The sequence below is a fragment of the Pseudoalteromonas sp. 2CM28B genome (genome assembly GCF_023161935.1).
The window spans coordinates 321,573-343,815 of sequence record NZ_JALNTH010000002.1; the positions used below are offsets into that span (position 1 = coordinate 321,573).

The 22,243-nt window shown below is 41.6% G+C and carries 17 protein-coding genes; 4 read left to right on the top strand and 13 right to left on the bottom strand.

The features are described from left to right. Positions 1–7: 7 nt before the first annotated feature. The 4 genes from MTN96_RS03930 to pxpB form a co-directional block, all read right to left on the bottom strand. Entirely contained in the window at positions 8–1,588 is a 1,581-nt protein-coding gene (locus tag MTN96_RS03930) for a BCCT family transporter (protein WP_036982759.1), read from the bottom strand. A gap of 798 nt (positions 1,589–2,386) precedes the next feature. After that, positions 2,387–4,051, bottom strand: a complete 1,665-nt coding sequence (asnB, locus tag MTN96_RS03935) for an asparagine synthase B (protein WP_248530781.1) — start codon at positions 4,049–4,051, stop codon at positions 2,387–2,389. A 287-nt stretch (positions 4,052–4,338) separates the two neighbouring features. Then, a complete protein-coding gene (locus MTN96_RS03940) occupies positions 4,339–5,280 on the bottom strand; it encodes a biotin-dependent carboxyltransferase family protein (RefSeq protein WP_248530782.1) in 942 nt (313 codons plus the stop codon). Continuing rightward, on the bottom strand, positions 5,277–5,933 hold the full coding sequence (gene pxpB, locus MTN96_RS03945) for a 5-oxoprolinase subunit PxpB (protein WP_138627278.1): 657 nt from the start codon (positions 5,931–5,933) through the stop codon (positions 5,277–5,279). The genes MTN96_RS03940 and pxpB overlap by 4 nt, the downstream gene beginning before the upstream one ends. A 360-nt stretch (positions 5,934–6,293) precedes the next feature. Between pxpB and msrA the strand changes: the two genes are divergently transcribed. After that, complete coding sequence (gene msrA, locus MTN96_RS03950) at positions 6,294–7,580, top strand: peptide-methionine (S)-S-oxide reductase MsrA (protein WP_248530783.1); 1,287 nt, start codon at positions 6,294–6,296, stop codon at positions 7,578–7,580. An 842-nt stretch (positions 7,581–8,422) separates the two neighbouring features. Here msrA and MTN96_RS03955 read toward each other — a convergent pair. From MTN96_RS03955 to MTN96_RS03995, 9 genes are all read right to left on the bottom strand, one after another. Continuing rightward, complete coding sequence (locus tag MTN96_RS03955; protein ID WP_013464894.1) at positions 8,423–9,301, bottom strand: LysR family transcriptional regulator; 879 nt, start codon at positions 9,299–9,301, stop codon at positions 8,423–8,425. Between the two features lie 247 nt (positions 9,302–9,548). Further along, on the bottom strand, positions 9,549–10,205 hold the full coding sequence (locus tag MTN96_RS03960; protein WP_013464895.1) for a 3-oxoacid CoA-transferase subunit B: 657 nt from the start codon (positions 10,203–10,205) through the stop codon (positions 9,549–9,551). 15 nt (positions 10,206–10,220) lie between these two features. Then, positions 10,221–10,919 (bottom strand): CoA transferase subunit A, encoded by a 699-nt coding sequence (locus MTN96_RS03965; RefSeq protein WP_013464896.1) that lies wholly within the window; start codon positions 10,917–10,919, stop codon positions 10,221–10,223. Positions 10,920–10,948: 29 nt separating this feature from the next. Further along, complete coding sequence (locus MTN96_RS03970) at positions 10,949–11,845, bottom strand: hydroxymethylglutaryl-CoA lyase (protein WP_248530784.1); 897 nt, start codon at positions 11,843–11,845, stop codon at positions 10,949–10,951. Continuing rightward, the gene (locus MTN96_RS03975; protein ID WP_248530785.1) at positions 11,845–13,836 is read right to left on the bottom strand and encodes an acetyl/propionyl/methylcrotonyl-CoA carboxylase subunit alpha; all 1,992 of its coding nucleotides are present in this window, start codon (positions 13,834–13,836) and stop codon (positions 11,845–11,847) included. Before MTN96_RS03975 ends, MTN96_RS03970 begins: the two co-directional genes overlap by 1 nt. An 8-nt stretch (positions 13,837–13,844) precedes the next feature. After that, positions 13,845–14,615 (bottom strand): enoyl-CoA hydratase/isomerase family protein, encoded by a 771-nt coding sequence (locus MTN96_RS03980; protein ID WP_214552408.1) that lies wholly within the window; start codon positions 14,613–14,615, stop codon positions 13,845–13,847. Positions 14,616–14,627: 12 nt separating this feature from the next. Next, positions 14,628–16,235 (bottom strand): carboxyl transferase domain-containing protein, encoded by a 1,608-nt coding sequence (locus tag MTN96_RS03985; RefSeq protein ID WP_036982745.1) that lies wholly within the window; start codon positions 16,233–16,235, stop codon positions 14,628–14,630. A gap of 10 nt (positions 16,236–16,245) precedes the next feature. Continuing rightward, positions 16,246–17,421 (bottom strand): isovaleryl-CoA dehydrogenase, encoded by a 1,176-nt coding sequence (locus tag MTN96_RS03990; protein WP_013464901.1) that lies wholly within the window; start codon positions 17,419–17,421, stop codon positions 16,246–16,248. A gap of 37 nt (positions 17,422–17,458) precedes the next feature. Further along, complete coding sequence (locus MTN96_RS03995) at positions 17,459–17,893, bottom strand: MerR family DNA-binding transcriptional regulator (RefSeq protein WP_008114692.1); 435 nt, start codon at positions 17,891–17,893, stop codon at positions 17,459–17,461. 329 nt (positions 17,894–18,222) lie between these two features. On the opposite strand from MTN96_RS03995, the gene MTN96_RS04000 reads away from it, so the two are divergent. The 3 genes from MTN96_RS04000 to MTN96_RS04010 all read left to right on the top strand — a co-directional run bounded on the left by MTN96_RS04000 (position 18,223) and on the right by MTN96_RS04010 (position 22,241). Beyond that, positions 18,223–19,404: an acetyl-CoA C-acyltransferase gene (locus tag MTN96_RS04000; protein WP_214552406.1), complete on the top strand. Its 1,182-nt coding sequence runs from the start codon at positions 18,223–18,225 to the stop codon at positions 19,402–19,404. Positions 19,405–19,474: 70 nt separating this feature from the next. Continuing rightward, positions 19,475–20,965: a CoA-acylating methylmalonate-semialdehyde dehydrogenase gene (locus tag MTN96_RS04005; protein WP_069439443.1), complete on the top strand. Its 1,491-nt coding sequence runs from the start codon at positions 19,475–19,477 to the stop codon at positions 20,963–20,965. A 118-nt stretch (positions 20,966–21,083) separates the two neighbouring features. Further along, the gene (locus tag MTN96_RS04010) at positions 21,084–22,241 is read left to right on the top strand and encodes an acyl-CoA dehydrogenase family protein (RefSeq protein ID WP_010389955.1); all 1,158 of its coding nucleotides are present in this window, start codon (positions 21,084–21,086) and stop codon (positions 22,239–22,241) included. Positions 22,242–22,243 lie beyond the last annotated feature (2 nt).

The window sequence follows — 22,243 nt, forward strand, 5'->3', positions numbered from 1 at the left end:
ATGTGTGTTATTTAACTGGGCGAGGCTCAGTTCGTAAACCTAAAATTAAGCTTACACACATCAATAACAATACAATGGTAAATGGCAGACCGGTTGATATAGCCCCCGCTTGCAGTGCTTCAATCGCTTGAGTGCCACCAATCCAAAGTAATGCAGCAGCGATAGCACCCTCAACAGACGCCCAAAAAATACGCTGTGGTACCGGCGCATCAATCTTACCACCTGCTGTAATTGAATCGATTACAAGTGACCCTGAATCAGAAGAGGTAATAAAGAATACCAGTACTAAAACAATAGCAATGAAAGATAAAACGTTCGCCATTGGCATTTCATCAAGCATTTGGAACATCGCCATAGGCACACTTGTTAAACCGTCAGTTCCTAGGGCACCAATTCCATTAACTACTTGGTCAATTGCGATGCCGCCATAAATAGACATCCACAGGATAGTGACTGCTGTAGGAATAAGTAGTACAGCGGTTAAAAACTCACGAATTGTACGACCACGTGAAACACGGGCAATAAACATACCTACAAACGGTGACCACGAAATCCACCAAGCCCAATAAAATACTGTCCATCCATGCATCCATGTTTCATCTTCACGACCATGTGGGTTACTTAACGGAATAATGTTTTCTACATAGCCCATTACCGTGTTTGGTATATTACCCATAGATACAGCAAAACCAACTAAACATACAAATACCAGTAGCACTAAAGCAATAAGCATATTGACGTTACTAAGTAACTTAACGCCACCATCAATGCCTCGAATAACAGATACGACTGCTAGTAAAGTAACACCTGTAATAACCAGAATTTGCGAACCTACGCCACCTTCTAAACCAAATACGTGGTTAATACCGGCAGAAGCTTGTTGTGCACCTAACCCAAGCGACGTAGCTAAACCAAATAAGGTTGCTAATACAGCTAAAATATCAATTATATGACCAGGCCATCCCCACGCTTTATCACCTAAAATTGGGTAAAAAATCGAACGAATAGAAAGCGGTAAGCCTTTATTGTAAGTAAAAAAAGCTAACGAAAGCGCGACAACCGCATAAATGGCCCATGGATGAAGACCCCAATGGAACATAGTTGCACCCATTGCCATTTTTGCGGCTTCTGGTGTGTTAGCTGTTACATTGAGTGGTGTTTCATACCAACCAGTGTAGTATGCAACTGGTTCAGCAACCGCCCAAAACATTAAGCCAATACCCATACCTGCTGCAAATAACATTGCCAGCCAAGAAATACGAGAGTGAGATGGTTTAGCATCGTCGCCGCCTAAACGGATATTGCCGTAAGGCGAAAAAATTAAAACTAAACAAAAAATAACAAAGAAGTTAGCAGCCCACATAAACAGGCCGTCAAAATTATTAATAATATCGGTTTTAATACCATCTAGCGTCGTTTTAGCAACTTCGGCATCAGATACTAATACGGCAATTAAAAACAGCGCTATTAACCCTGCACTTATTCCGAATACAGGGTTATGTATATCAAACCCCCATTTTTGCACGTTGTCTTGACCTACGGTGTAGTCCGTATTGTCAATACTGTACTTGTCATGATTCTCGCTCATGCAATACCTCATTGGTTAATGAAACAGGCTGGCTTAATGCCAGTTTTTTATAGTTCACTGTATTCGTGTTATTAGATTCTTTGTCAAAGCTAACAACACGAATAATTAGAAGACTAACTAATTCAATTGCCCATCATACCTTTACTGCTAGGGGAGTTAAATATTAAATACGAAAGAATTAACACTTTGCTAAAATTTTGAGCTGACTTTGTCTTTTTTTGTACATGTCTGGTCGCTGAGAAAATGAAAACTAACGCGTTAGCACTTTATTTTATAGTCGTAAATAGCAATGAATGTAAAAGCTAAGTTAATGAATATTCATATTAATAGGGCGTATAAACAGATAAATCACTTAATTGGATACGCTAAAAGCGTACTCTGATTTTTAAAACTAAGAGTAATTTATTAAATGGGCTTTTTTATGACTTTTTAATTACATTTTTATAGCTTTGGATTTTTAGCCAAGGGGAGGTTAATAGAATCAGCAATGAAAATAGCAATGTTAAAGTAGTTTTTAAAAAGGTGGCATACAAATTTTGCAGTTTAAACTAATTTGCTTTCTTTTTCATTTATTTTGAGTCTTAACAGCTTAACTCACAAAGAGGATAAAGTGACGCTGCGCTTTTAGAGAAGTAACAAAGCCACATAATTAACAAAAATGATGAGGCAGAATGGCTTTTACTTTCTCATTTTCTTCTCATTCACTTCTCTCAGTGCAATAAGCATTTTAAGAAAATTACGCAAAAGACACCAAAAAAAGCTGCAGCTTTAACACTGCAGCTTAGGGTGGTTAAATTTTCATTTGTACGCTTCGTTATGAACGCCCGCGGCGCGCCCTGATGGGTCGGCATTATTTTGAAATGATGCATCCCATGCGAGTGCTTCTGGGGTTGAACACGCAACTGATTTACCATGTGGTACACACTTAGCCGAGGCATCGCCTGGGAAGTGCGACTCAAAAATACTGCGGTAAAAATACGCTTCTTTAGAGTCTGGCGTGTTAATTGGGTATTTAAATTTGGCATTCGCCAATTCTTGATCCGTTACTTGCTCATTAACAAACTCTTTTAAGGTATCTATCCAGCTGTAGCCAACGCCATCAGAGAATTGCTCTTTTTGGCGCCATAACACTTCATCTGGGAGGTAACCGTCAAAGCCTGCACGTAAAATGTGTTTTTCAATTTTGCCGTCTTTACACATTTTAGCTTCAGGGTTAATGCGCATTGCCACATCAACAAACTCTTTATCTAAAAATGGTACGCGTGCTTCAACACCCCAAGCCGCCATTGATTTATTGGCACGTAAACAATCAAACATATGGAGCTTTGAAACTTTACGGTTCAGCTCTTCATGAAACTCTTGTGCATTGGGTGCTTTATGAAAATATAAATAACCACCAAATAATTCATCGGCACCTTCACCTGAAAGTACCATTTTAATGCCCATGGCTTTAATTTGGCGTGCCATTAAGTACATAGGGGTTGATGCACGAATAGTGGTTACATCGTAGGTTTCAATGTGATAAATCACTTCTTTAAGAGCATCAATACCTTGTTGAATAGTAAAGATAATAGGGTGGTGAATAGTCCCTATCATATCAGCTACTTTTTGCGCTGCGGCTAAATCAGGGGAGCCTTCTAAACCCACCGAAAAGGAATGCAGTTTAGGCCACCAAGCATCGCTTTCATCGTTATCTTCAATACGTTTTGCAGCAAAGCACTGGGTAATAGCGGAAATTACTGATGAATCTAAGCCACCCGATAGCAATACCCCATAGGGTACGTCACACATAAGCTGGCGCTTAACCGCCGCTTCCAATGCATCTTTTACATCTTCTGCTTTGGCATCGTTGTTTTTAACAGCGTCGAAGCGTTGCCAATCACGTTGATAGTAAGGGGTTAATTTGCCGTCTTTGCTGTAAAGGTAATGCCCCGGCGGAAACTCTTCAATATGCTTACAAATAGGTGAGAGCGCTTTGAGCTCTGACGCTACATAAAAGTTACCGTGCTCATCGTGACCTGTATACAGTGGAATAATACCAATGTGATCGCGACCAATTAAGTACGCGTCTTGCTCTTCGTCATATAAACAAAAAGCAAAAATACCATTTAAGTCATCTAAAAATGCCGGCCCTTTTTGTTTATACAGGGCTAAAATCACTTCACAATCTGACTGGGTTTGAAAATCAAAGTCGACCTCTAAATTAGCGGCCAGCTCTTTGTGGTTATAAATTTCGCCATTAACCGCTAAAATATGGGTTTTTTCTGGGTTGTAAAGGGGTTGAGCACCGCTTGATACGCCAACAATGGCTAAGCGCTCATGCACTAAAATTGCTTTATCAGATGAATACACACCAGACCAATCTGGCCCACGATGACGTAACAGTTTAGACATTTCGATTGCCTGAGTGCGTAACTGGCTGGGATCCGATTTAATATCGAGTACACCAAAAATTGAACACATAATTTTTCCTCATTCCTATTAAGTGCCTACGATAGCGAGTTTGCTAAAGACTAACCTTGTTTTATCAGAAATAAATAACTAAGTCACACGGCTTTTTTAAATTAATAAGAATAATTTATGCACCAAACAAGTTACTGGTGCACCAACATGGTGAAGTTGATAGTGTGATAGCAACTGATTGTACAATTTTTAATTTAAAACAGGCAGGGATAAGCATTTAATGCTCATGAAAATTTATATTTGCACCAAGTAGGTGCAAATGTAATCGTTAAGAAAATAGCTTTAAGTTAATTAGCCCAATAGCGATTTAAACTCAGTTTAAGCTGAGATAGATGTGCATCGAGTTTGTTTTTTGCCGCGTTTGCTTGTTCAAGCGTTACAAACTCAAAAGTAATTGAATCGGCGGTTCTAAACTGAGCAAACTGATGTAAATCCGCCTCTATTACATGGCCTATCAATGGGTAGCCCCCCGTTGTTTGTGCATCATTTAATAGCACAATTGGGTTGCCATCGGGTGGGAGTTGCACGCTTCCCGGTGCTACCGCGAGTGAGTGTAGCGAAAGCGAGTGTTGCATTATTTGGCTATTATTATGATCTAGGCGTACTCCCATTCGATTGCTATTCGGGTTAATAGTAAATGAGGTGGTACAGAAAGCGTTTATACACTCAGGTGTAAGTAGTTCATGATGTGGGCCTTGATGTAGCCGAATAACTTTTCGTTTAGGCGGTGTTAATGCGCCTTTATTGCATAGCCAAGGCTGAGTATAGGGGGTTATTTTTATAATATCGTCGCTTTGTAATGCTCGGCCATTATAACCACCAATGGCTGCCCCTAAGTCAGTTGATTTAGAACCCATAACTTCAGGGCATTCAATTCCACCTTTTACGGCAATGTAAGCTCTGGAGCCACCGCGTCCTGTATCAAATTTAAGTGTTTGTTTTGCTTTTACCGGATAACTCCACCCGGGGTAAACGGCTTGAGCGTCAAGTTTAGCATTTAAGTCGGCTCCATGCAGAGCAATGACGGTATCGCACTCAAATCGTAATTCACATAACCCAACGGTGAGTTCAAGTACGGCATCGTTATCGTGATTATTTACTAAGCGATTGGCAATAATGTGCGCATAGGTGTCTAGACTACCCGAGCGGCTAACCCCTAAATGACGAAAACCCACACGGCCTAAATCTTGGATTGTAAGCTGTATACCGGGTTTGATTACTTTAATCATTGTTTACTCCTTTTAACAGGCACAAATTGAAGGGTGTCACCGGGTTTAAATAAACAAGGGTTTGAGGCGGTTGCATCAAATAAACAGGCATCAGTATGAGCAATAATATGCCAGCCACCGGGTGAGTCTTCAGGGTAAATGCCTGTTTGGTCTGCCCCAATCGCAATTGCGCCTTTAGGAACACTGACTCGTGGGTTATCACGTCTTGGGGTAAACAGTTGAGCGTTGAGCCCATGTAAATAAGGGAAACCGGGCACAAAACCTAAAAACAACACATGGTAAATTTCTTTACTGTGTAGATTAATTACCTCATCTATTGTTAGCTGGTGATAATTAGCCACATAGTTTAAATCTTCACCTTGATAATAGGTGTCTATTTTATGATGCTGACTTTCAAAGGCGTAATCATCAACTTCATCCCATAGTTTGGTTAAGGTGTTTTGCCATTGATGTAAATTACTGGCAGATTTTAAATACAAGGTTAATGAGTTCATCCCGGGGACTAAATCTATAAACTCATTGGTGTTTTTACAATACTGTGACAGCGCCCAGAGTTTTTTTTGCGTCGCAAGTATATGTTGTTCACTGTAGTGAGAAACATCAAAAAGCAGACTAGAATTTGTTAATATTTTTATACTTGGCAAAGTGCTCATACAGATAACTTATTAATATTGTTTGTATTTAAGCTATCACAGTCGATGTGCTATTACGATATTAATAGACAAACTCGGATCGATTAAATTCCCGTCTTCGTAAAGTTTTATTGTGTGTGAAATTTATTCTTGCGTTTAAAGGTCTGCTTTAGGGTCTGTTGACCTTTGCGGATTAAAATCGCTCCTAGGCAGAACCCGAAGGGCAGCGCCTGTTTGGCATTGATGCTTCGTTATCGCCTATTTATGGGGAATAACCACACCACATAGGCTCTGCCTTGTCTAAACACTAAACAAACTGCTGCAAATTTAACCTTGGAAGGTCAACAGACCCTAGAGTAACTAAAACTAAGAGGTCATCGTATGTTTAAGCGGGTAATACTATCGGCGTTTGCCATTGTGGGCTTACTAAGTGCAATGAGTGCTATATCGTCAGATGAAATAATCAAACCAACTGATTTAGATGCAACCATGCATGTTGAAAAAATAGTGCTGGGTTCGGGCTGTTTTTGGGGGGCAGAAAAACGCTACGAAGCACTTAATGGTGTGTTAGACGCTGAATCGGGTTACGCCGATGGCCAAGGATTTAAGCCAACCTATAGAAATATCACTAAGTTATCCCGTCGCTTTGATGAAGATAATTACGCCGAAGTGGTGCAGGTTACCTTTAATAGTAATATTATTTCAGCAAGAGAGTTGTTGCAAAATTACTACGAGAGCCACGATCCAACGCAAAAGAATCGTCAGGGTAATGATGTAGGAACGCAATATCGCTCTATTATTTTAACCACTACCGATCAGCAAGCGAGTATCGCAAAAGCCGTCACGAGTGAGTATCAGCAATTATTAAGTAAAGCCGATTATGGAAAAATAGTGACGCAAATAAAGCCACTTGAACGCTTTTATTCGGCTGAAGAGTATCATCAAAATTACCTTGGAAAAAATCCAAACGGCTATTGCCCTGATCATTCAACCGGCGTTGTATTTACCCAAAGTGATAAACCTAAGGTAGATAATACTGCATTATTAAATAGCAAACAGATTGTCATTTTAGACTCGCAAAGTTATTGCCCTTACTGCGAAAAGTTTAAAGCGGCCGTTGCCAATGACTATAAAGGCACAATTCCAATGACTTTCCGCCATGCTGATCAGCTTGCAGGGTTAACGATTAAATCGGCGACATGGGCTACGCCTACCATATTATTTTTAGAAAATGGGGTTGAGGTCTATTCTCGCCAAGGCTACATGAACGCAGAGCAATTTTATAAAGCATTAGGTGCATTTAAGCTTGGCAACAGTGAAGCTTATAAGGTGGCTTTTAATGCTAAAACCGACAGCCCTTACTGCAAAGAATATGCTATTTTTAAAAACACACCCGATGGCATCTTTATTGATAAATTAAGCGGTGAGCCATTATTTGATACCCGTGATAGATTTAACTCAGGCACCGGTTGGCTTTCGTTTACCCACCCTATAAAAGACAGTGTAACCCAACATGAAGATAATAGCTGGGGAATGCAGCGCATTGAGCTTAAGTCTAAAAGTACCGGTATTCACTTAGGGCATTTATTTCCGGGTGAGGGGCCTAGAGGGCAAGATAGATATTGTATTAATGCGACTGTTTTAGAATTTGTAGCCAGAAAACAGTAAATTTTAAGCAAAAAAAAGCAGCGATGATTAAGTAACCTGAACTCTGGATAATAAATCTATCTCAAGCAGCTATTTACAGCGCTAACTACGTTGAATTTACTTGCAATAGGCGAGCTATTGACGCGTAATTTCGCCTTGTTTTCACTGGAAATCTCTGGCTAGAGAAAATAAACATAAATATCAATTTTGATTCAATACGTTAGTAAATCTCTTAACCAAAGTTCAGGTTAAGTAGATACTTAACGGTCGCTGCATTTCAATTGACAACATCTTCACACACAATAAAGATTCGGGGGGGTGTATTAGTACAAAACTAACTCTGGCTTATTGTTGTTGATGAGAATGAAAATAAAAACAACCCAAGCTCAGTCACCACCGGACTTGAGTTGTTTTTTACACTGACAACATCTTCACACACAATAAAGATTCTTAAGTTTATTGGCGGGTGTAAGGGTAAAAATAAAAACAACTCAAGCTAAGTCACCACCGAACTTGAGCTGTTTTTTACACTGACAACATCTTCACACACAATAAAGATTCTTTTTACTAGCTCGTTGTTACAAACTAATGAAATCTGATTTAAGTAACACGTTTTATATTTTTTAGCGTGTTGCCGTTTGGTTGAGTTAACTTTAGAGCTTTTACTCAATTTCGACAAGCGATAAAAACAAAACTAATAAGTGAAAAAAACTAACTTATGGGGTTTTAGATTTTTTTAATAAATAAATCAATGATAAATAGTCGCTTTTGTTGTTGTTCCGGTAGGGGAATTTTAAAAATAAAAGTTGCACACTTTAAAATTAGCTAATAAGCGCTCAACAAGGAGCGCTTATTTGAATCTGCTATTTAGTTTGCCTAAAGGTGTTAATCACCCATTTTGCAAACAAATCGAGAGGGTGATTAGCGGTACTTGAGCCATGCTGAACTAAATAGTATTTGTCTTTTGTTGTTAGTGGTTGCTCAAACAGTTTGTAGAGCCATTGCTCATCCAGCCAGCTTTGACTTATTGGCAAAGGAATAAGTGCAATGCCCATACCTTGTTGTGCAGCCCGTGCTACGCCAAACATACTGTCTATTTGAATAATTTGTGCAGGGGAAAAGTCATCAATACCGACTTTTTCAGCCCATTGGTGCCATGCCCAAGGCCGGGCTTTGTGAACAATAAGCGGCACTTGATTGAGCGCCTGGCAGTGATCGTTTTGCCACTGATCGAGCAGCTTTTTATTACACGCTGGAATATATTCTAAATTAAATAACTCAGTAGCTAGCCCATCAAGCGGTTTGCTTGAAGATAAAATGATTGATAAATCACTTTGGCGAGTCAACTCTTTTCGTGTTTTAAGGGTGTCCATGTGTAAATTAATATTAGGATGCTCACTCGTCCACTCACTCAGTTTTGGCATTAGCAATTCACTGGCAAAGAACTCGGGCAGGGTAATGGTTAAATTTACATTTTGTTGTAACTGACTAAATTCGGTGATGGTGCTTTCCAGCATATTTATAATGGGGTAAATCGCTTCAAAAAAGTTTTTACCAGCTGGCGTTAAGCTTATGGAACGGGTTTGCCTTTGAAATAAATCAATGCCCAGCTGCTCTTCTAGCTGCTTTATTTGATGGCTGACCGCCGATGGCGTTAAATACAGCTCTTTGGCGGCATGTTTAAAACTTAAGCTTTTTGCGGCAAAACAAAAAGAGCGAAGGCCGCGAATAGGTGTTTGCATGGTATCCAATATAAAGTTATTTCAATCACCTTATTACAGGCAATTATTAAACCAAAAATAAAAGCTAACTATATCAGTTATTTAATTTTTTTATTAGGGTGAATTCACCTAAGTGGTGCGTTAAATTCTCACTATAGTGCAAAAACTAAAATAAAGGCAAAAAAAATCCCTCTTGCGAGGGATTTTGGGTAACTCAGCGCCATTGGCACTGGGAATGAGGTCGGTACAGGGTGAAATTGTGAGTGGTTTAAAACACCATCTCAGGAATATCACCGTCGACAAGCAACTTACCTGCCGTTTTACTAATAATTTCATCAACTGATACGCCTGGTGCGCGTTCTAGCAAATGAAATGCGCCGTCTTTAACTTCTAATACAGCTAAATCGGTTACTATTTTTTTAACACAGTTAACGCCCGTCAGCGGTAACGTACAGCTTTCTAATAATTTAGAATCGCCGTGTTTACTGGCATGGGTCATAGTAACAATAATGTTTTTTGCACCGGCGACTAAATCCATCGCACCGCCCATACCTTTAATTAATTTTTTAGGGATCATCCATGAAGCTATAGACCCGTTTTGATCCACTTCAAAAGCGCCCAGAACCGTTAAGTCTACATGACCACCCCGTATCATGGCAAAACTATCTGCACTATTAAATATAGCTGCACCGGTAGCTGCCGTCACGGTTTCTTTACCCGCGTTGATCATATCTGCATCTACTGTGTCTTTGGTTGGGTATTCACCCATACCTAATAGGCCATTTTCGGACTGTAGCATAACTTCTATGCCATCGGGTACATAGTTTGCGACGAGTGTCGGAATACCTATGCCTAAATTAACATAGTACCCATCTTGTAGCTCTTGAGCGACGCGCATTGCGACTTGTTCACGTGATAATGCCATTTTAAGTGCTCCTGCTTAATCTCGTGTGGTAACACGTTCAATACGTTTTTCAAAGTTACCCTTGATCACGCGATTTACAAAAATGCCAGGGGTATGAATTTGACTTGGCTCTAGTTCACCGGGTTCAACTATCTCTTCCACCTCAGCAACGGTAATTTTACCTGCGGTTGCAGCCATAGGGTTAAAGTTCATTGCGGTATGGCGAAACACTAAATTACCGTAGCGGTCTGCTTTCCATGCTTTTACAATGGCAAATTCACCCGTGATTGACTCTTCTAAAATATAAGGGCGACCATTAAATTCTTTTACTTCTTTACCCTCAGCTACTGGCGTACCGTAACCCGTGGCGGTATAAAAAGCAGGAATACCGGCACCACCAGCACGCATTTTTTCTGCTAGAGTCCCTTGTGGTGTTAGCTCTACATCAATTTCGCCATTAAGTAGTTGTTGTTCAAAAAGAGCATTTTCGCCCACATAAGAGGCAACCACTTTTTTAATTTGTTTGTCTTGTAATAAAAGTCCTAAACCAAAGTCATCAACGCCGCAATTGTTCGATACGACCGTTAACTCTTTGGTTTGCATTTTTTTAATTTGGGCTATTAGTCCCTCGGGAATACCGCATAAACCAAAACCACCAGCGATGATAGTATCGCCGTCTTTTAAACCTTCCATTGCAGCTTCGTAACTCGAAACTACTTTATCAAAACCGGCCATGAGTGACTCCTCATTCTATGCTATTGCAATTATTGTGTGTGTAATGCCACTGAAACTTTACTAACAGGCTGTTTATTAAGCGCATTAGTAATTTGCCAACCTGCTTGTGCAAGCCTTTTTAAATCAATTCCATGTTCAATGCCAAGCCCTTGCAGTAAGTAAACAACATCTTCGGTGGCAACATTTCCTGACGCACCCTTAGCGTAAGGGCAGCCACCAAGGCCAGCAACGGCAGCGTCAACTGATGAAATACCTAGGCTTAAGGCAGCGTAAATATTTGTGAGCGCCTGTCCATATGTATCATGAAAATGTACTGCAAGCTTACTTTTATCAATATGCTTGAGCAGCAATGTAAGCAGCTCAGTCACTTTACCTGCGGTGCCGACACCAATAGTATCGCCAAGGCTCACTTCATAGCAGCCAAGCGCTAATAACTTTTGTGCCACGTTTAAAACAACCTGAGGGTTAACGTCTCCCTCATAAGGGCAGCCTAAAACACAGCTTACATAACCACGAACGCGTATATTATTCGCTTTAGCAAAAGTCATTACCTCGCTAAAACGATCAATACTTTGCGCTATTGAGCAATTTATATTTTTTTGACAAAACGCTTCGCTGGCCGCCGTAAATATAGCAAATTCTTTAATACCAACAGCATGCGCAGCTTGTGCGCCTTTTAAATTTGGCGTTAAGGCACTTAAATTAATCTCTGGAAGGTCAAGCGCATTGATCACCTCGCTTGAGTCTGCCATTTGTGGCACCCATTTTGGGGATACGAACGCACCAGCTTCTATGTCTTTTAATCCCGCACCGGCGAGGGCATTAATTAGTGTTACTTTATCTTCAGTGCTGACGGTTTTTTCATTTTGTAAACCATCACGTGCACCCACTTCAACAATACGAACTTTGTTTGCAAAGGCACTCATTAAGCACCTTCCTGCACAGTCGTATCTTCAACAATGGCTAACAGTGCGCCGTGTGAAACTAGTTCACCTTCACCAAAGCAGTAACTCTGTAATATGCCGTCATGTGGTGCATTAAGTGTATATTCCATTTTCATGGCTTCGATAATAACAACGGCATCACCTTTGGTGATAGTGCTACCTACTTCAATTAAATGTTTTACTACCGTGCCATTGAGTGGCGCAGCGAGCGGCAGCGCGTCACTTTCGTGTGAACTAATATAATGTTTATCAACACATTCAAACTTAGTTTGCAGTGCTTTATTCATTACAGTAATTTCATTGTCAGTTATGTTGACATGCGCACTGTGCTTTTCACCGTTAATAAATACGTTGCACACACCATTATTTAGCGTCCCTTGAACCCTGTATACGCCCGCACTGTGTGTCACATTGTAACCCTGCGCTGTTTTGATAGCGCTAAGCGGTAAATCTACAAATGGGATTTTAATTGCCTGCGGTGCATTTAAAGTAAAGCCAATAAGTTGTTGCCAAGGGCTGGCACTATTGTTTTGTGCTTGGTGCGTGTTTAACGACTCTAAATAGGCAAAAGCAGCAATAAGCTGGCTTGATAGCAATAATGACTCATCAACCGTAGCGAGTGAATCACCTTGTTCAGCAATAAAGTGTGTACTTGGCGCGCCTTGTTTAAAGCTTTCGTGGCAAGCTAAGTTATGTAAAAAGCCAATATTGGTACTAAAGCCCGCTAAATGAAATTGTTCAAGCGCCTGTTGCAAACGAGAAAGCGCTTGTTCGCGATTATCATCATGAACAATTAACTTTGCAATCATTGGGTCGTAATAAGGGCTTATTTCATCACCTTGGGCAATCCCGGTATCTATGCGTACAAATTCACTATTAACGGGGACGTGTAACGCTTCAATGGTGCCTGAACACGGAATAAAGTCATTTGCAGGGTCTTCGGCGTAAATACGCGCTTCAAAGCTATGGCCTTGCAGTTGAATATCAGATTGCTTTAACGGCAGTGTTTGCCCGCCCGCAATATTAATTTGCCAATTTACTAAATCAACGCCGGTTACCATTTCGGTCACTGGGTGCTCTACTTGCAGGCGAGTGTTCATTTCCATAAAGAAAAATTCATTACCGCAAAGTAAAAACTCAACGGTACCGGCACCACGGTAATTAATGGCTAATGCACAGCGTACAGCCGCTTCGCCCATTTCTTTACGCAGCGCATCAGATAAACCTGGAGCAGGGGCTTCTTCAATCACTTTTTGGTGTCGGCGTTGTAACGAACAGTCACGATCACCCAAATAAACACAGTTACCGTGATTATCTGCAAATACTTGTACTTCAACATGGCGAGGTTGATTAACGTAGCGCTCTAATAGCACTAAATCGTTACCAAAACCGGCAATGGCTTCACGTTGGGCGCCTTCAAGTGCAGTTATAAAGTCTTTCGGCTTTTCTACCACTCGCATCCCTTTACCGCCACCGCCAAAGGCCGCTTTGATAAGAACAGGGTAACCAATTTTTTTAGCCTCAGATTGCAAAAAAGCAGGGTCTTGTTTATCACCATAGTAACCAGGTACTAAAGGAACGTTTGCCGCGGCCATTATTTCTTTAGCACGGGTTTTTGAGCCCATTGCTTCAATACTCGTTGCTGGTGGGCCAATAAAAGCAATGTTATGGGCTTCACAGGCTTTAGCAAATTCACTGTTCTCAGATAAAAAGCCGTAGCCTGGATGAATGCAATCAGCGCCACTGGCTTTAGCAACCTGCAAAATTTTATCTGCGACTAGGTATGAATCTTTACTTGGCGCAGCACCAATATGGTAGGCTTCGTCGGCCATTTTTACATGTTGCGCGTTTTTATCTGCATCTGAATACACCGCAACCGTGGTTAAGCCCATTTGCTTTGCGGTGCGCATAATACGACAGGCAATTTCGCCACGGTTAGCAATCAGAATTTTTTGTAATTGTACTGTGTTCATAATGCGTCCTAGAGTTGCCATTGGGGAGGGCGTTTATCAAAAAAGGCGCTCAGTCCTTCTTGGCCTTCAGTTGATACACGAGTTTTAGCTATACGCTCTGCAGTCAGTGCAATTAGCTCCTCGTTTATCTCTTTATTGGCAACATCGTTAATAAGTGCTTTTGCGGCCTTAACGGCAATAGGGCCGTTATCAATCAAGGTTTGCAGCAAATTATCGAGGGCTGTTTCTAAGTTCCCAGTAATTTGATGCACTAAACCCAGTTGCTTTGCTGTGTGGGCATCAAACACTTCTGCAGTTAAAAAATATCTGCGTGCGGCACGCTCACCAATGGCCTTAATCACATAAGGGCTGATCACGGCAGGTATTAGCCCAAGTTTAACTTCACTTAAACAAAATTGTGCATCGTCTTTACTAAGCGCAATATCACAGCAGGCAATTAACCCTAATGCTCCACCAAAGGCGGCACCTTGTACCGCACAAATTGTAGGATGCGGGCTCTGTGCTAATACTTGCATAAGTTTAGCCAGTTGCATTGAATCAGCTAGGTTATCGTTATAGTTATTATCTGCCATCGATTTCATCCAGGCTAAGTCGGCACCGGCTGAAAAATGTTTACCTTCGGTTTTGAGGACTAAGGCACGAATATCGAGCGTATTAGCATGTTCAATACATTGAATAAGCTCATGGATAACGTCGCTATTAAATGCATTACGTTTTTCTGGGCGGCTTAAAACGAGTACAGCCACATTAGATTTTGTTATTTGTAGTGTTACTGACATTGTGCGCTCCGGTTACATTCTAAATACGCCAAACTTAGACTCACGCTGTGGTGCATTTTTAGCTGCGCTAAGTGCAAGCCCAAGAACATTGCGTGTATCGACAGGGTCTATAATGCCATCATCCCATAAGCGGGCACTGGCATAATAAGGATGACCTTGTTGTTCGTATTGACTAATAATTGGCTTTTTAAAATCGCTAACTTCTTGCTCGCTCATGCTTTCGCCTTTACGGGCTAATCCATCTTGTTTAACTTGTGCCATAACACCTGCAGCTTGCTCACCACCCATGACTGAAATACGGGCATTTGGCCACATCCACATCATGGTCGGTTCAAATGCACGGCCACACATTCCATAATTGCCGGCGCCATAAGAGCCACCAATAAGCACGGTGAATTTTGGTACATCAGCACACGACACCGCCATCACCATTTTAGCGCCATGTTTAGCAATGCCTTCGGCTTCGTATTTTTTACCGACCATAAAGCCAGTAATATTTTGTAAAAATACCAATGGAATGTTGCGCTGGGCACACAGTTGAATAAAGTGCGCGCCTTTTTGCGCCGACTCACTAAATAAAATACCGTTATTAGCCACTATGCCCACAGGGTTGCCATAAATGCTGGCAAAGCCTGTCACCAGTGTTTCGCCAAAGTAACGTTTAAATTCATCAAAAGACGAGTCATCGACAGTGCGAGCTATTACTTCACGCACATCAAATGGCTTTTTAAGATCAGTACCAACAATGCCGTAAAGCTCGTTAATATCATAACGGGGGGCTTTTACGTCATCTAATAATGGGGCGGTAGGGCGTGTGTAATTAATTCGCTCTATACATTGGCGTGCAATCGATAATGCATGGGCATCATTTTCTGCGTAATGATCGGCCACACCCGATGTTTTACAATGAACATCGGCGCCGCCAAGTTCTTCTGCGGTAACTTCTTCACCGGTTGCCGCTTTTACCAGTGGTGGACCTGCTAAAAATATAGTGCCTTGCTCTTTTACGATGATGCTTTCATCGGCCATAGCGGGTACATACGCACCACCTGCGGTACATAAGCCCATAACCACTGCAATTTGTGGAATGCCTTTACCCGACATACGTGCTTGATTGTAAAAAATACGTCCAAAGTGCAGTTTGTCTGGAAATACATCGTCTTGCTCTGGCAGGTTGGCACCGCCAGAATCAACTAAGTAAATACACGGTAAGTGGCAACGCTCAGCAATATCTTGTGCGCGTAAATGCTTTTTAACAGTAAGCGGGAAATAGGTGCCACCTTTAACTGTCGCGTCGTTTGCAATCACCATACATTCAACGCCTTTTACGCGACCAATACCTGCAACCACACCGGCACAAGGTATCTCTTGTTCATACACACCAAATGCAGCAAATTGCGATATTTCTAAAAAGGGTGAGCCTTCATCTAATAAAGTACTGATACGGTCACGAACAAACAGCTTTCCTCTGCTTTCATGGCGCTCTTTAAGTGCAGCGCCACCACCTAAGCTAATATTGGCAACTTTATCGCGTAAATCATCCACCAGCGCCGACATATTTTTGTGGTTTTGCACAAAACTAGGATCGTGGGGATTAACGCTCGATTTTAAAATCGTCATAAATTAATCCTTAACGGCTTTCAGTAAATAATTCACGGCCAATCAACATGCGGCGTATTTCTGAGGTGCCTGCGCCAATTTCGTATAATTTCGCATCACGCAGTAAACGACCTGTTGCGTATTCGTTTATGTAGCCATTGCCGCCTAAAATTTGGATTGCATCAAGCGCCATTTTAGTTGCAAGCTCTGCAGCGTATAAAATTGCGCCAGCTGCGTCTTTACGGGTGGTTTCGCCGCGATCACAGGCTTTTGCTACTGTGTACACATAAGAGCGGGCTGCATTCATTTGTGTATACATATCGGCAATTTTGCCTTGAATTAACTGAAATTGACCAATAGGACTGTCAAACTGCTTACGCTCATGAATGTAAGGCACCACAATGTCCATACATGCTTGCATAATTCCTAACGGGCCTGCAGCTAAAACAACTCGCTCGTAATCAAGGCCGCTCATAAGTACCTTAACGCCTTCGTTTAAGTTACCTAAAATATTTTCTTCGGGTACTTCACAGTTATCAAATACCAGTTCACAGGTGTTTGATCCGCGCATACCGAGTTTGTCGAGTTTTTGTGCGGTAGAAAAACCAGGGAATGTTTTCTCAACAATAAAGGCGGTAATCCCTTTAGCACCGGCATTTAAATCTGTTTTTGCGTAAATAACCAGTGTATCTGCGTCAGGGCCATTGGTGATCCACATTTTATTGCCGTTTAAAATGTACTTATCGCCTTTTTTCTCGGCTTTAAGTTTCATTGATACAACATCAGAGCCCGCATTAGGCTCACTCATGGCCAAGGCACCAATGTGTTCACCGCTAATTAGTTTAGGTAAGTATTTTTCTTTTTGTGCTTGTGATCCATTACGGTTTATTTGATTAACACACAGGTTTGAATGCGCACCATAGCTTAAGCCAATAGAGGCACTTGCACGGCTAATTTCTTCCATGGCAATAACGTGCTCTAAATAACCTAAACCCGCACCACCAAATTCTTCATCAACGGTCATGCCTAAAACGCCCATTTCACCCATTTGCGGCCAAAGTTGATTGGGAAACGCATTATCCAGATCTGTTTTTTCAGCTAGTGGGGCAATTTCTTGACTGGCAAAGCTGTTTACATGACTGCGGATCATGTCCGCTGTTTCGCCAAGACCAAAATTCATTTCTTTATATAGTGAAATAGTGCTCATGATTCATTCCTGTGTGTTTGATGACGTTTATTATATTTTATTCATCTATTTTGCTAAGCGTGTCGCGACAACGACGTTCTGCGGTAACCAACTCCATTAGTACAACTTTAATGTCGTCCATTTGTTGAGATAGGTCGGCCTTTTTTTCGCTGATGAGGTCAAGCATAGTAACTAACTGTTTAGCGCTTGATTTGTCTGCATCATACAGTTCAAACAAACGACCGGTTTCAGCCAAGGTAAACCCTAAACGTTTACCACGAAGTATTAACTTTAGGCGTACTTTATCGCGCTTTGAGTAAATACGTGTTTGGCCATTGCGCTCTGGCGATATTAACCCTTGGTCTTCGTAAAAACGGATAGAGCGGGTAGTAATATCAAATTCTTTAGCCAATTCGCTGATACTAAAAGTTTGTTCGTTTTTAGCCGGCTCGTTGGCTGAATTTGCAAAGTTTGTTTGATTATCTGATTTCATTGTAATGTTTACCTCATTCGAATATCACCAATATAAGTGAAGTTTACGTAAAGGTAAAGTGCGATTTAATTGTTATACTTTAGACGTACAAAATAAAGGCGGGTTTACAGTAGAAGTTGAGTGTTTATAAACGTTATAAGCCATTTATGGAGGTTGTAATACATTTTTAGCAAGCTTGCTTTACAGTTTTTACACTAATTAGAAAGTTGATTTTAGATTTACGTTGGCGTAAACGTAAATTTTATGTATGCTCGTATTTATCAGATTAGTTTAAACATTAAGCTAAACATAATAAAACATGTTTGCGTTAATTGAAAATGGAGCCTTTTATGTCTTTCGAAAGCGTTGTAATTGTAGCAGCAAAACGCACCCCAATGGGTGGATTTATGGGCGCACTAAGTGATGCGCAGTCTACCGAACTAGGTGCTACAGCTATTGCAGGTGCACTTGCTCAAACGGGTTTAAGCAATGATGCAATTGATGAAGTGATTATGGGCTGTGTATTGCCAGCTGGCTTAGGCCAAGCGCCTGCACGTCAGGCTATGCTTAAAGCAGGGCTAGCACTAAGCACAGGCGCTACCACAATTAATAAAGTATGTGGCTCGGGTTTAAAAGCGGCCATGTTAGCGAATGACCTTATTAAAGCAGGTTCTATTGAATCAGCCATTGCCGGTGGTATGGAAAGTATGACCAATGCGCCTTATTTTATTCCTAAAGCCCGTGGCGGTATGCGTATGGGCCACGGTGAAATAAAAGATCATATGATGAGTGATGGCCTTGAAGATGCTTACGACAATAAAGCAATGGGTTGTTTTGCTCAAGACACAGCCGATGAATACGGTATTGGCCGTGAGCAAATGGATAATTTTGCATTAAGCTCACTGACTAAAGCAAAAGCTGCAATTGAAAATGGCAGTTTTGAAGCCGAAATTACACCGCACACTATTAAAACACGTAAAGGCGATGTCACCGTTTCAATTGATGAGCAACCTGGTAATGCTCGCCCTGAAAAAATCCCAAGTTTACGTGCAGCATTTAAAAAAGACGGCACCATTACTGCGGCAAACTCATCGTCTATTTCAGATGGTGGCGCAGCACTGATTTTAATGAGCGAATCAAAAGCAAAAGCAGAGGGTTTAACACCACTTTGCAAAATTGTTGCTCACAGCACGCATTCTCAAAAACCCAGTGAATTTACCGTAGCGCCTGTTGGTGCAATGAACAGTGTGCTTGAAAAAGCAGGGTGGACAACCGCAGATGTTGATTTATGGGAAATTAACGAAGCGTTTGCCATGGTTACCATGCTAGCTATTAACGAGTTAAAGCTTGATGAGAACAAAGTTAATGTTAACGGTGGCGCCTGTGCATTAGGTCATCCTATTGGTGCTAGCGGTGCGCGTATTTTAGTAACACTTATCCATGCACTTAAAAACCGGGGTCTTAAAAAGGGCGTAGCCTCTTTATGTATTGGTGGCGGTGAAGCCGTTGCCATGGCCGTAGAAGCACTTTAACTAATAATAAAGCCGCAGCAACTATAACAAAAACGCTGCGGTCCCCAATTTAATCAATAGGATTTTAATTATGCACCAAGTACCCTTACTCATTAACGGCGAATTTATTCAATCAACTTCAAATGAACTAATTGATGTTGTAAATCCTGCTAATCAAGAAGTGTTAGCGCAAGTACCTTGTGCTACAGACGCTGAAATGGACGCGGCTATTGCTTCTGCCAGTGAAACGTTTAAAACCTGGAAAGACGTACCAATTACAGAACGTGCGCGCATTATGATGAAATACGCGGCGCTGTTAAAAGAAAACCATGATGAATTAGCCACTATTATTTGTCATGAGCTAGGTAAAACATTTGAAGATGCAAAAGGCGATGTGTGGCGTGGTATTGAGGTGGTTGAGCAAGCTGCTAATGCACCATCGTTAATGATGGGCGAGACGATGGAAAACGTAGCGCGTAAAATCGATACCTATTCATACATGCAGCCACTAGGTGTATGTGCAGGTATTACCCCATTTAATTTTCCGGCCATGATCCCATTGTGGATGTTCCCACTGGCAATTGTGTGTGGTAACACCTTTATTTTAAAGCCGTCTGAGCAAGACCCACTTACGCCTATGCGCTTAGCTGAGCTATTTATTGAAGCCGGTGCACCAAAAGGCGTGTTACAAGTAGTACACGGTACAAAACCACAAGTTGACCGCTTATTAGAAGACAAAGCCGTTCGTGCTATTTCGTTTGTTGGCTCGTGTGGTGTGGGTGCATACATTTATTCTAAAGGCACACAACACCTAAAACGTGTGCAAGCGTGTGTTGGCGCTAAAAACCACATGGTGATTATGCCTGACGCGAGTAAATCGCATGTTGTTAATAACTTAGTAGGCGCATCAGTTGGTGCGGCAGGCCAGCGTTGTATGGGTATTTCAGTGGCGGTATTTGTTGGCCAAGCAAAAGACTGGGTTGATGAAATTAAAGCTGGCTTTGAAGGTGTACGCCCAGGTGTTTGGGATGATGCAGACGCTGCTTATGGTCCGCAAACATCACCTGCAGCAAAAGCGCGTATTTTATCATTGATTGCCGATGGTAAAGCGCAAGGCGCAACCTGTTTAATTGATGGCTCTGACTTTACTGTTGAAGGGTTTGAGCAAGGTAACTGGGTAGGTCCAACGTTATTTACTGATGTAACCAAAGAGATGAACTTGTACAAAGAAGAGATTTTTGGCCCAGTACTGGCGTGTATGTTTGTTGATACCCTTGAAGAAGCCATCGCCCTTATTAACGAAAGCCCTTACGGTAACGGTACCTCACTATTTACATCAAGTGGTGCAGCTGCACGTAAGTTCCAACACGAAATTGAAGTGGGTCAAGTGGGGATTAATGTGCCTATTCCTGTGCCGTTGCCATTTTTCTCGTTTACTGGCTGGAAAGGCTCATTCTACGGCGATACTCACACCTATGGTAAACAAGGTATTCGTTTTTACACAGAAACTAAAACTATTACCTCTCGTTGGTTTGAGGATGACATTGCCTCAGGTCCAAACATGAGTATTAATCTTAAATAATATTGCACTGAATAATTAATAAAAAAGAGGGGCAGAACACACAGTGTTGTCGCTCCTCACTAATTACTCCCGTTATGGGATGCACCGACAACAAACAAAACACAACAAGAGGTCTACCATGGACTTTAACTTATCTGAAGATCAACAAGCTTTTGCGCAAACGGCGCGTCAATTCGCAGAATCTGAACTAGCACCACACGCTGCCAAGTGGGATCGCGAACATATTTTCCCAAAAGACACAATTAAAGCCGCTGGTGAGCTTGGTTTTTGTGGTTTATACACCCCAGAAGAAGCCGGTGGTTTAGGTTTATCTCGTTTAGATTCAAGCATTATTTTTGAGCAACTTGCACTGGGCTGTACTGCAACAACGGCAATGTTAACCATTCATAATATGGCAACCTGGATGATCGCAAGCTTTGGCACCGATGCAGTAAAAGACAAATACGTTGAGCAATTGGTAATGGGTGAATTACTGGCATCGTACTGTTTAACGGAGCCAGGTTCTGGCTCTGATGCTGCGTCGTTAAAAACTAAAGCAGTTCGCGATGGCGATGAGTATGTTATTAACGGCTCAAAAATGTTTATTTCAGGTGCCGGTGAAACAGAAATATTAGTGGTCATGGCGCGTACAGGGGCAGATGGCCCAAGCGGCATTTCAGCGTTTGTTGTACCAGCAGATGCCAAAGGCATTGAGTACGGCAAAGCAGAAGAAAAAATGGGCTGGAATGCACAGCCCACACGTTTAATTAGCTTTGAAGATGTGCGTATTCCAGCCGCAAACTTATTAGGCCAAGAAGGTGAAGGCTTTAAATTCGCCATGCAAGGTTTAGACGGCGGCCGTATTAATATTGCCACTTGCTCTATTGGTACAGCCCAAGCGGCACTTAATACCGCACGTGAGTATTTAAAAGAGCGTACCCAATTTGGTAAGCCATTGGCTGCGTTTCAAGCGCTACAGTTTAAAATTGCCGATATGAATACCGAGCTTGTAGCAGCACGCCAAATGGTGCGCTTAGCGGCGTTTAAACTCGATACTAACGACAGTGAAAAAACCACTTATTGTGCTATGGCTAAACGCTTTGCAACCGATGTAGGTTTTACTGTTTGTAATGACGCGCTGCAAATTCATGGTGGCTACGGATACATAAAAGAATACCCGCTTGAGCGCCATGTTAGAGATGTACGTGTTCATCAAATTCTTGAGGGCACTAACGAAATTATGCGTGTGATTATTGCGCGTCGTATTTTAGCCGAATCAGCCAGCGAAGTTTTATAAGG

Coding starts and splice junctions, on each gene's coding strand:
- MTN96_RS03980 (WP_214552408.1), bottom strand. CDS start 14,615: ATGTCAGTAACACTACAAATAACAAAATCTAATGTGGCTGTACTCGTT.
- MTN96_RS03995 (WP_008114692.1), bottom strand. CDS start 17,893: ATGAAATCAGATAATCAAACAAACTTTGCAAATTCAGCCAACGAGCCG.
- MTN96_RS03930 (WP_036982759.1), bottom strand. CDS start 1,588: ATGAGCGAGAATCATGACAAGTACAGTATTGACAATACGGACTACACC.
- MTN96_RS03940 (WP_248530782.1), bottom strand. CDS start 5,280: ATGATTAAAGTAATCAAACCCGGTATACAGCTTACAATCCAAGATTTA.
- MTN96_RS03975 (WP_248530785.1), bottom strand. CDS start 13,836: ATGAACACAGTACAATTACAAAAAATTCTGATTGCTAACCGTGGCGAA.
- MTN96_RS03955 (WP_013464894.1), bottom strand. CDS start 9,301: ATGCAAACACCTATTCGCGGCCTTCGCTCTTTTTGTTTTGCCGCAAAA.
- MTN96_RS03985 (WP_036982745.1), bottom strand. CDS start 16,235: ATGACGATTTTAAAATCGAGCGTTAATCCCCACGATCCTAGTTTTGTG.
- MTN96_RS03960 (WP_013464895.1), bottom strand. CDS start 10,205: ATGGCATTATCACGTGAACAAGTCGCAATGCGCGTCGCTCAAGAGCTA.
- MTN96_RS03970 (WP_248530784.1), bottom strand. CDS start 11,845: ATGAGTGCCTTTGCAAACAAAGTTCGTATTGTTGAAGTGGGTGCACGT.
- msrA (WP_248530783.1), top strand. CDS start 6,294: ATGTTTAAGCGGGTAATACTATCGGCGTTTGCCATTGTGGGCTTACTA.
- MTN96_RS04010 (WP_010389955.1), top strand. CDS start 21,084: ATGGACTTTAACTTATCTGAAGATCAACAAGCTTTTGCGCAAACGGCG.
- MTN96_RS04000 (WP_214552406.1), top strand. CDS start 18,223: ATGTCTTTCGAAAGCGTTGTAATTGTAGCAGCAAAACGCACCCCAATG.
- MTN96_RS03990 (WP_013464901.1), bottom strand. CDS start 17,421: ATGAGCACTATTTCACTATATAAAGAAATGAATTTTGGTCTTGGCGAA.
- MTN96_RS04005 (WP_069439443.1), top strand. CDS start 19,475: ATGCACCAAGTACCCTTACTCATTAACGGCGAATTTATTCAATCAACT.
- pxpB (WP_138627278.1), bottom strand. CDS start 5,933: ATGAGCACTTTGCCAAGTATAAAAATATTAACAAATTCTAGTCTGCTT.
- asnB (WP_248530781.1), bottom strand. CDS start 4,051: ATGTGTTCAATTTTTGGTGTACTCGATATTAAATCGGATCCCAGCCAG.
- MTN96_RS03965 (WP_013464896.1), bottom strand. CDS start 10,919: ATGGCCGGTTTTGATAAAGTAGTTTCGAGTTACGAAGCTGCAATGGAA.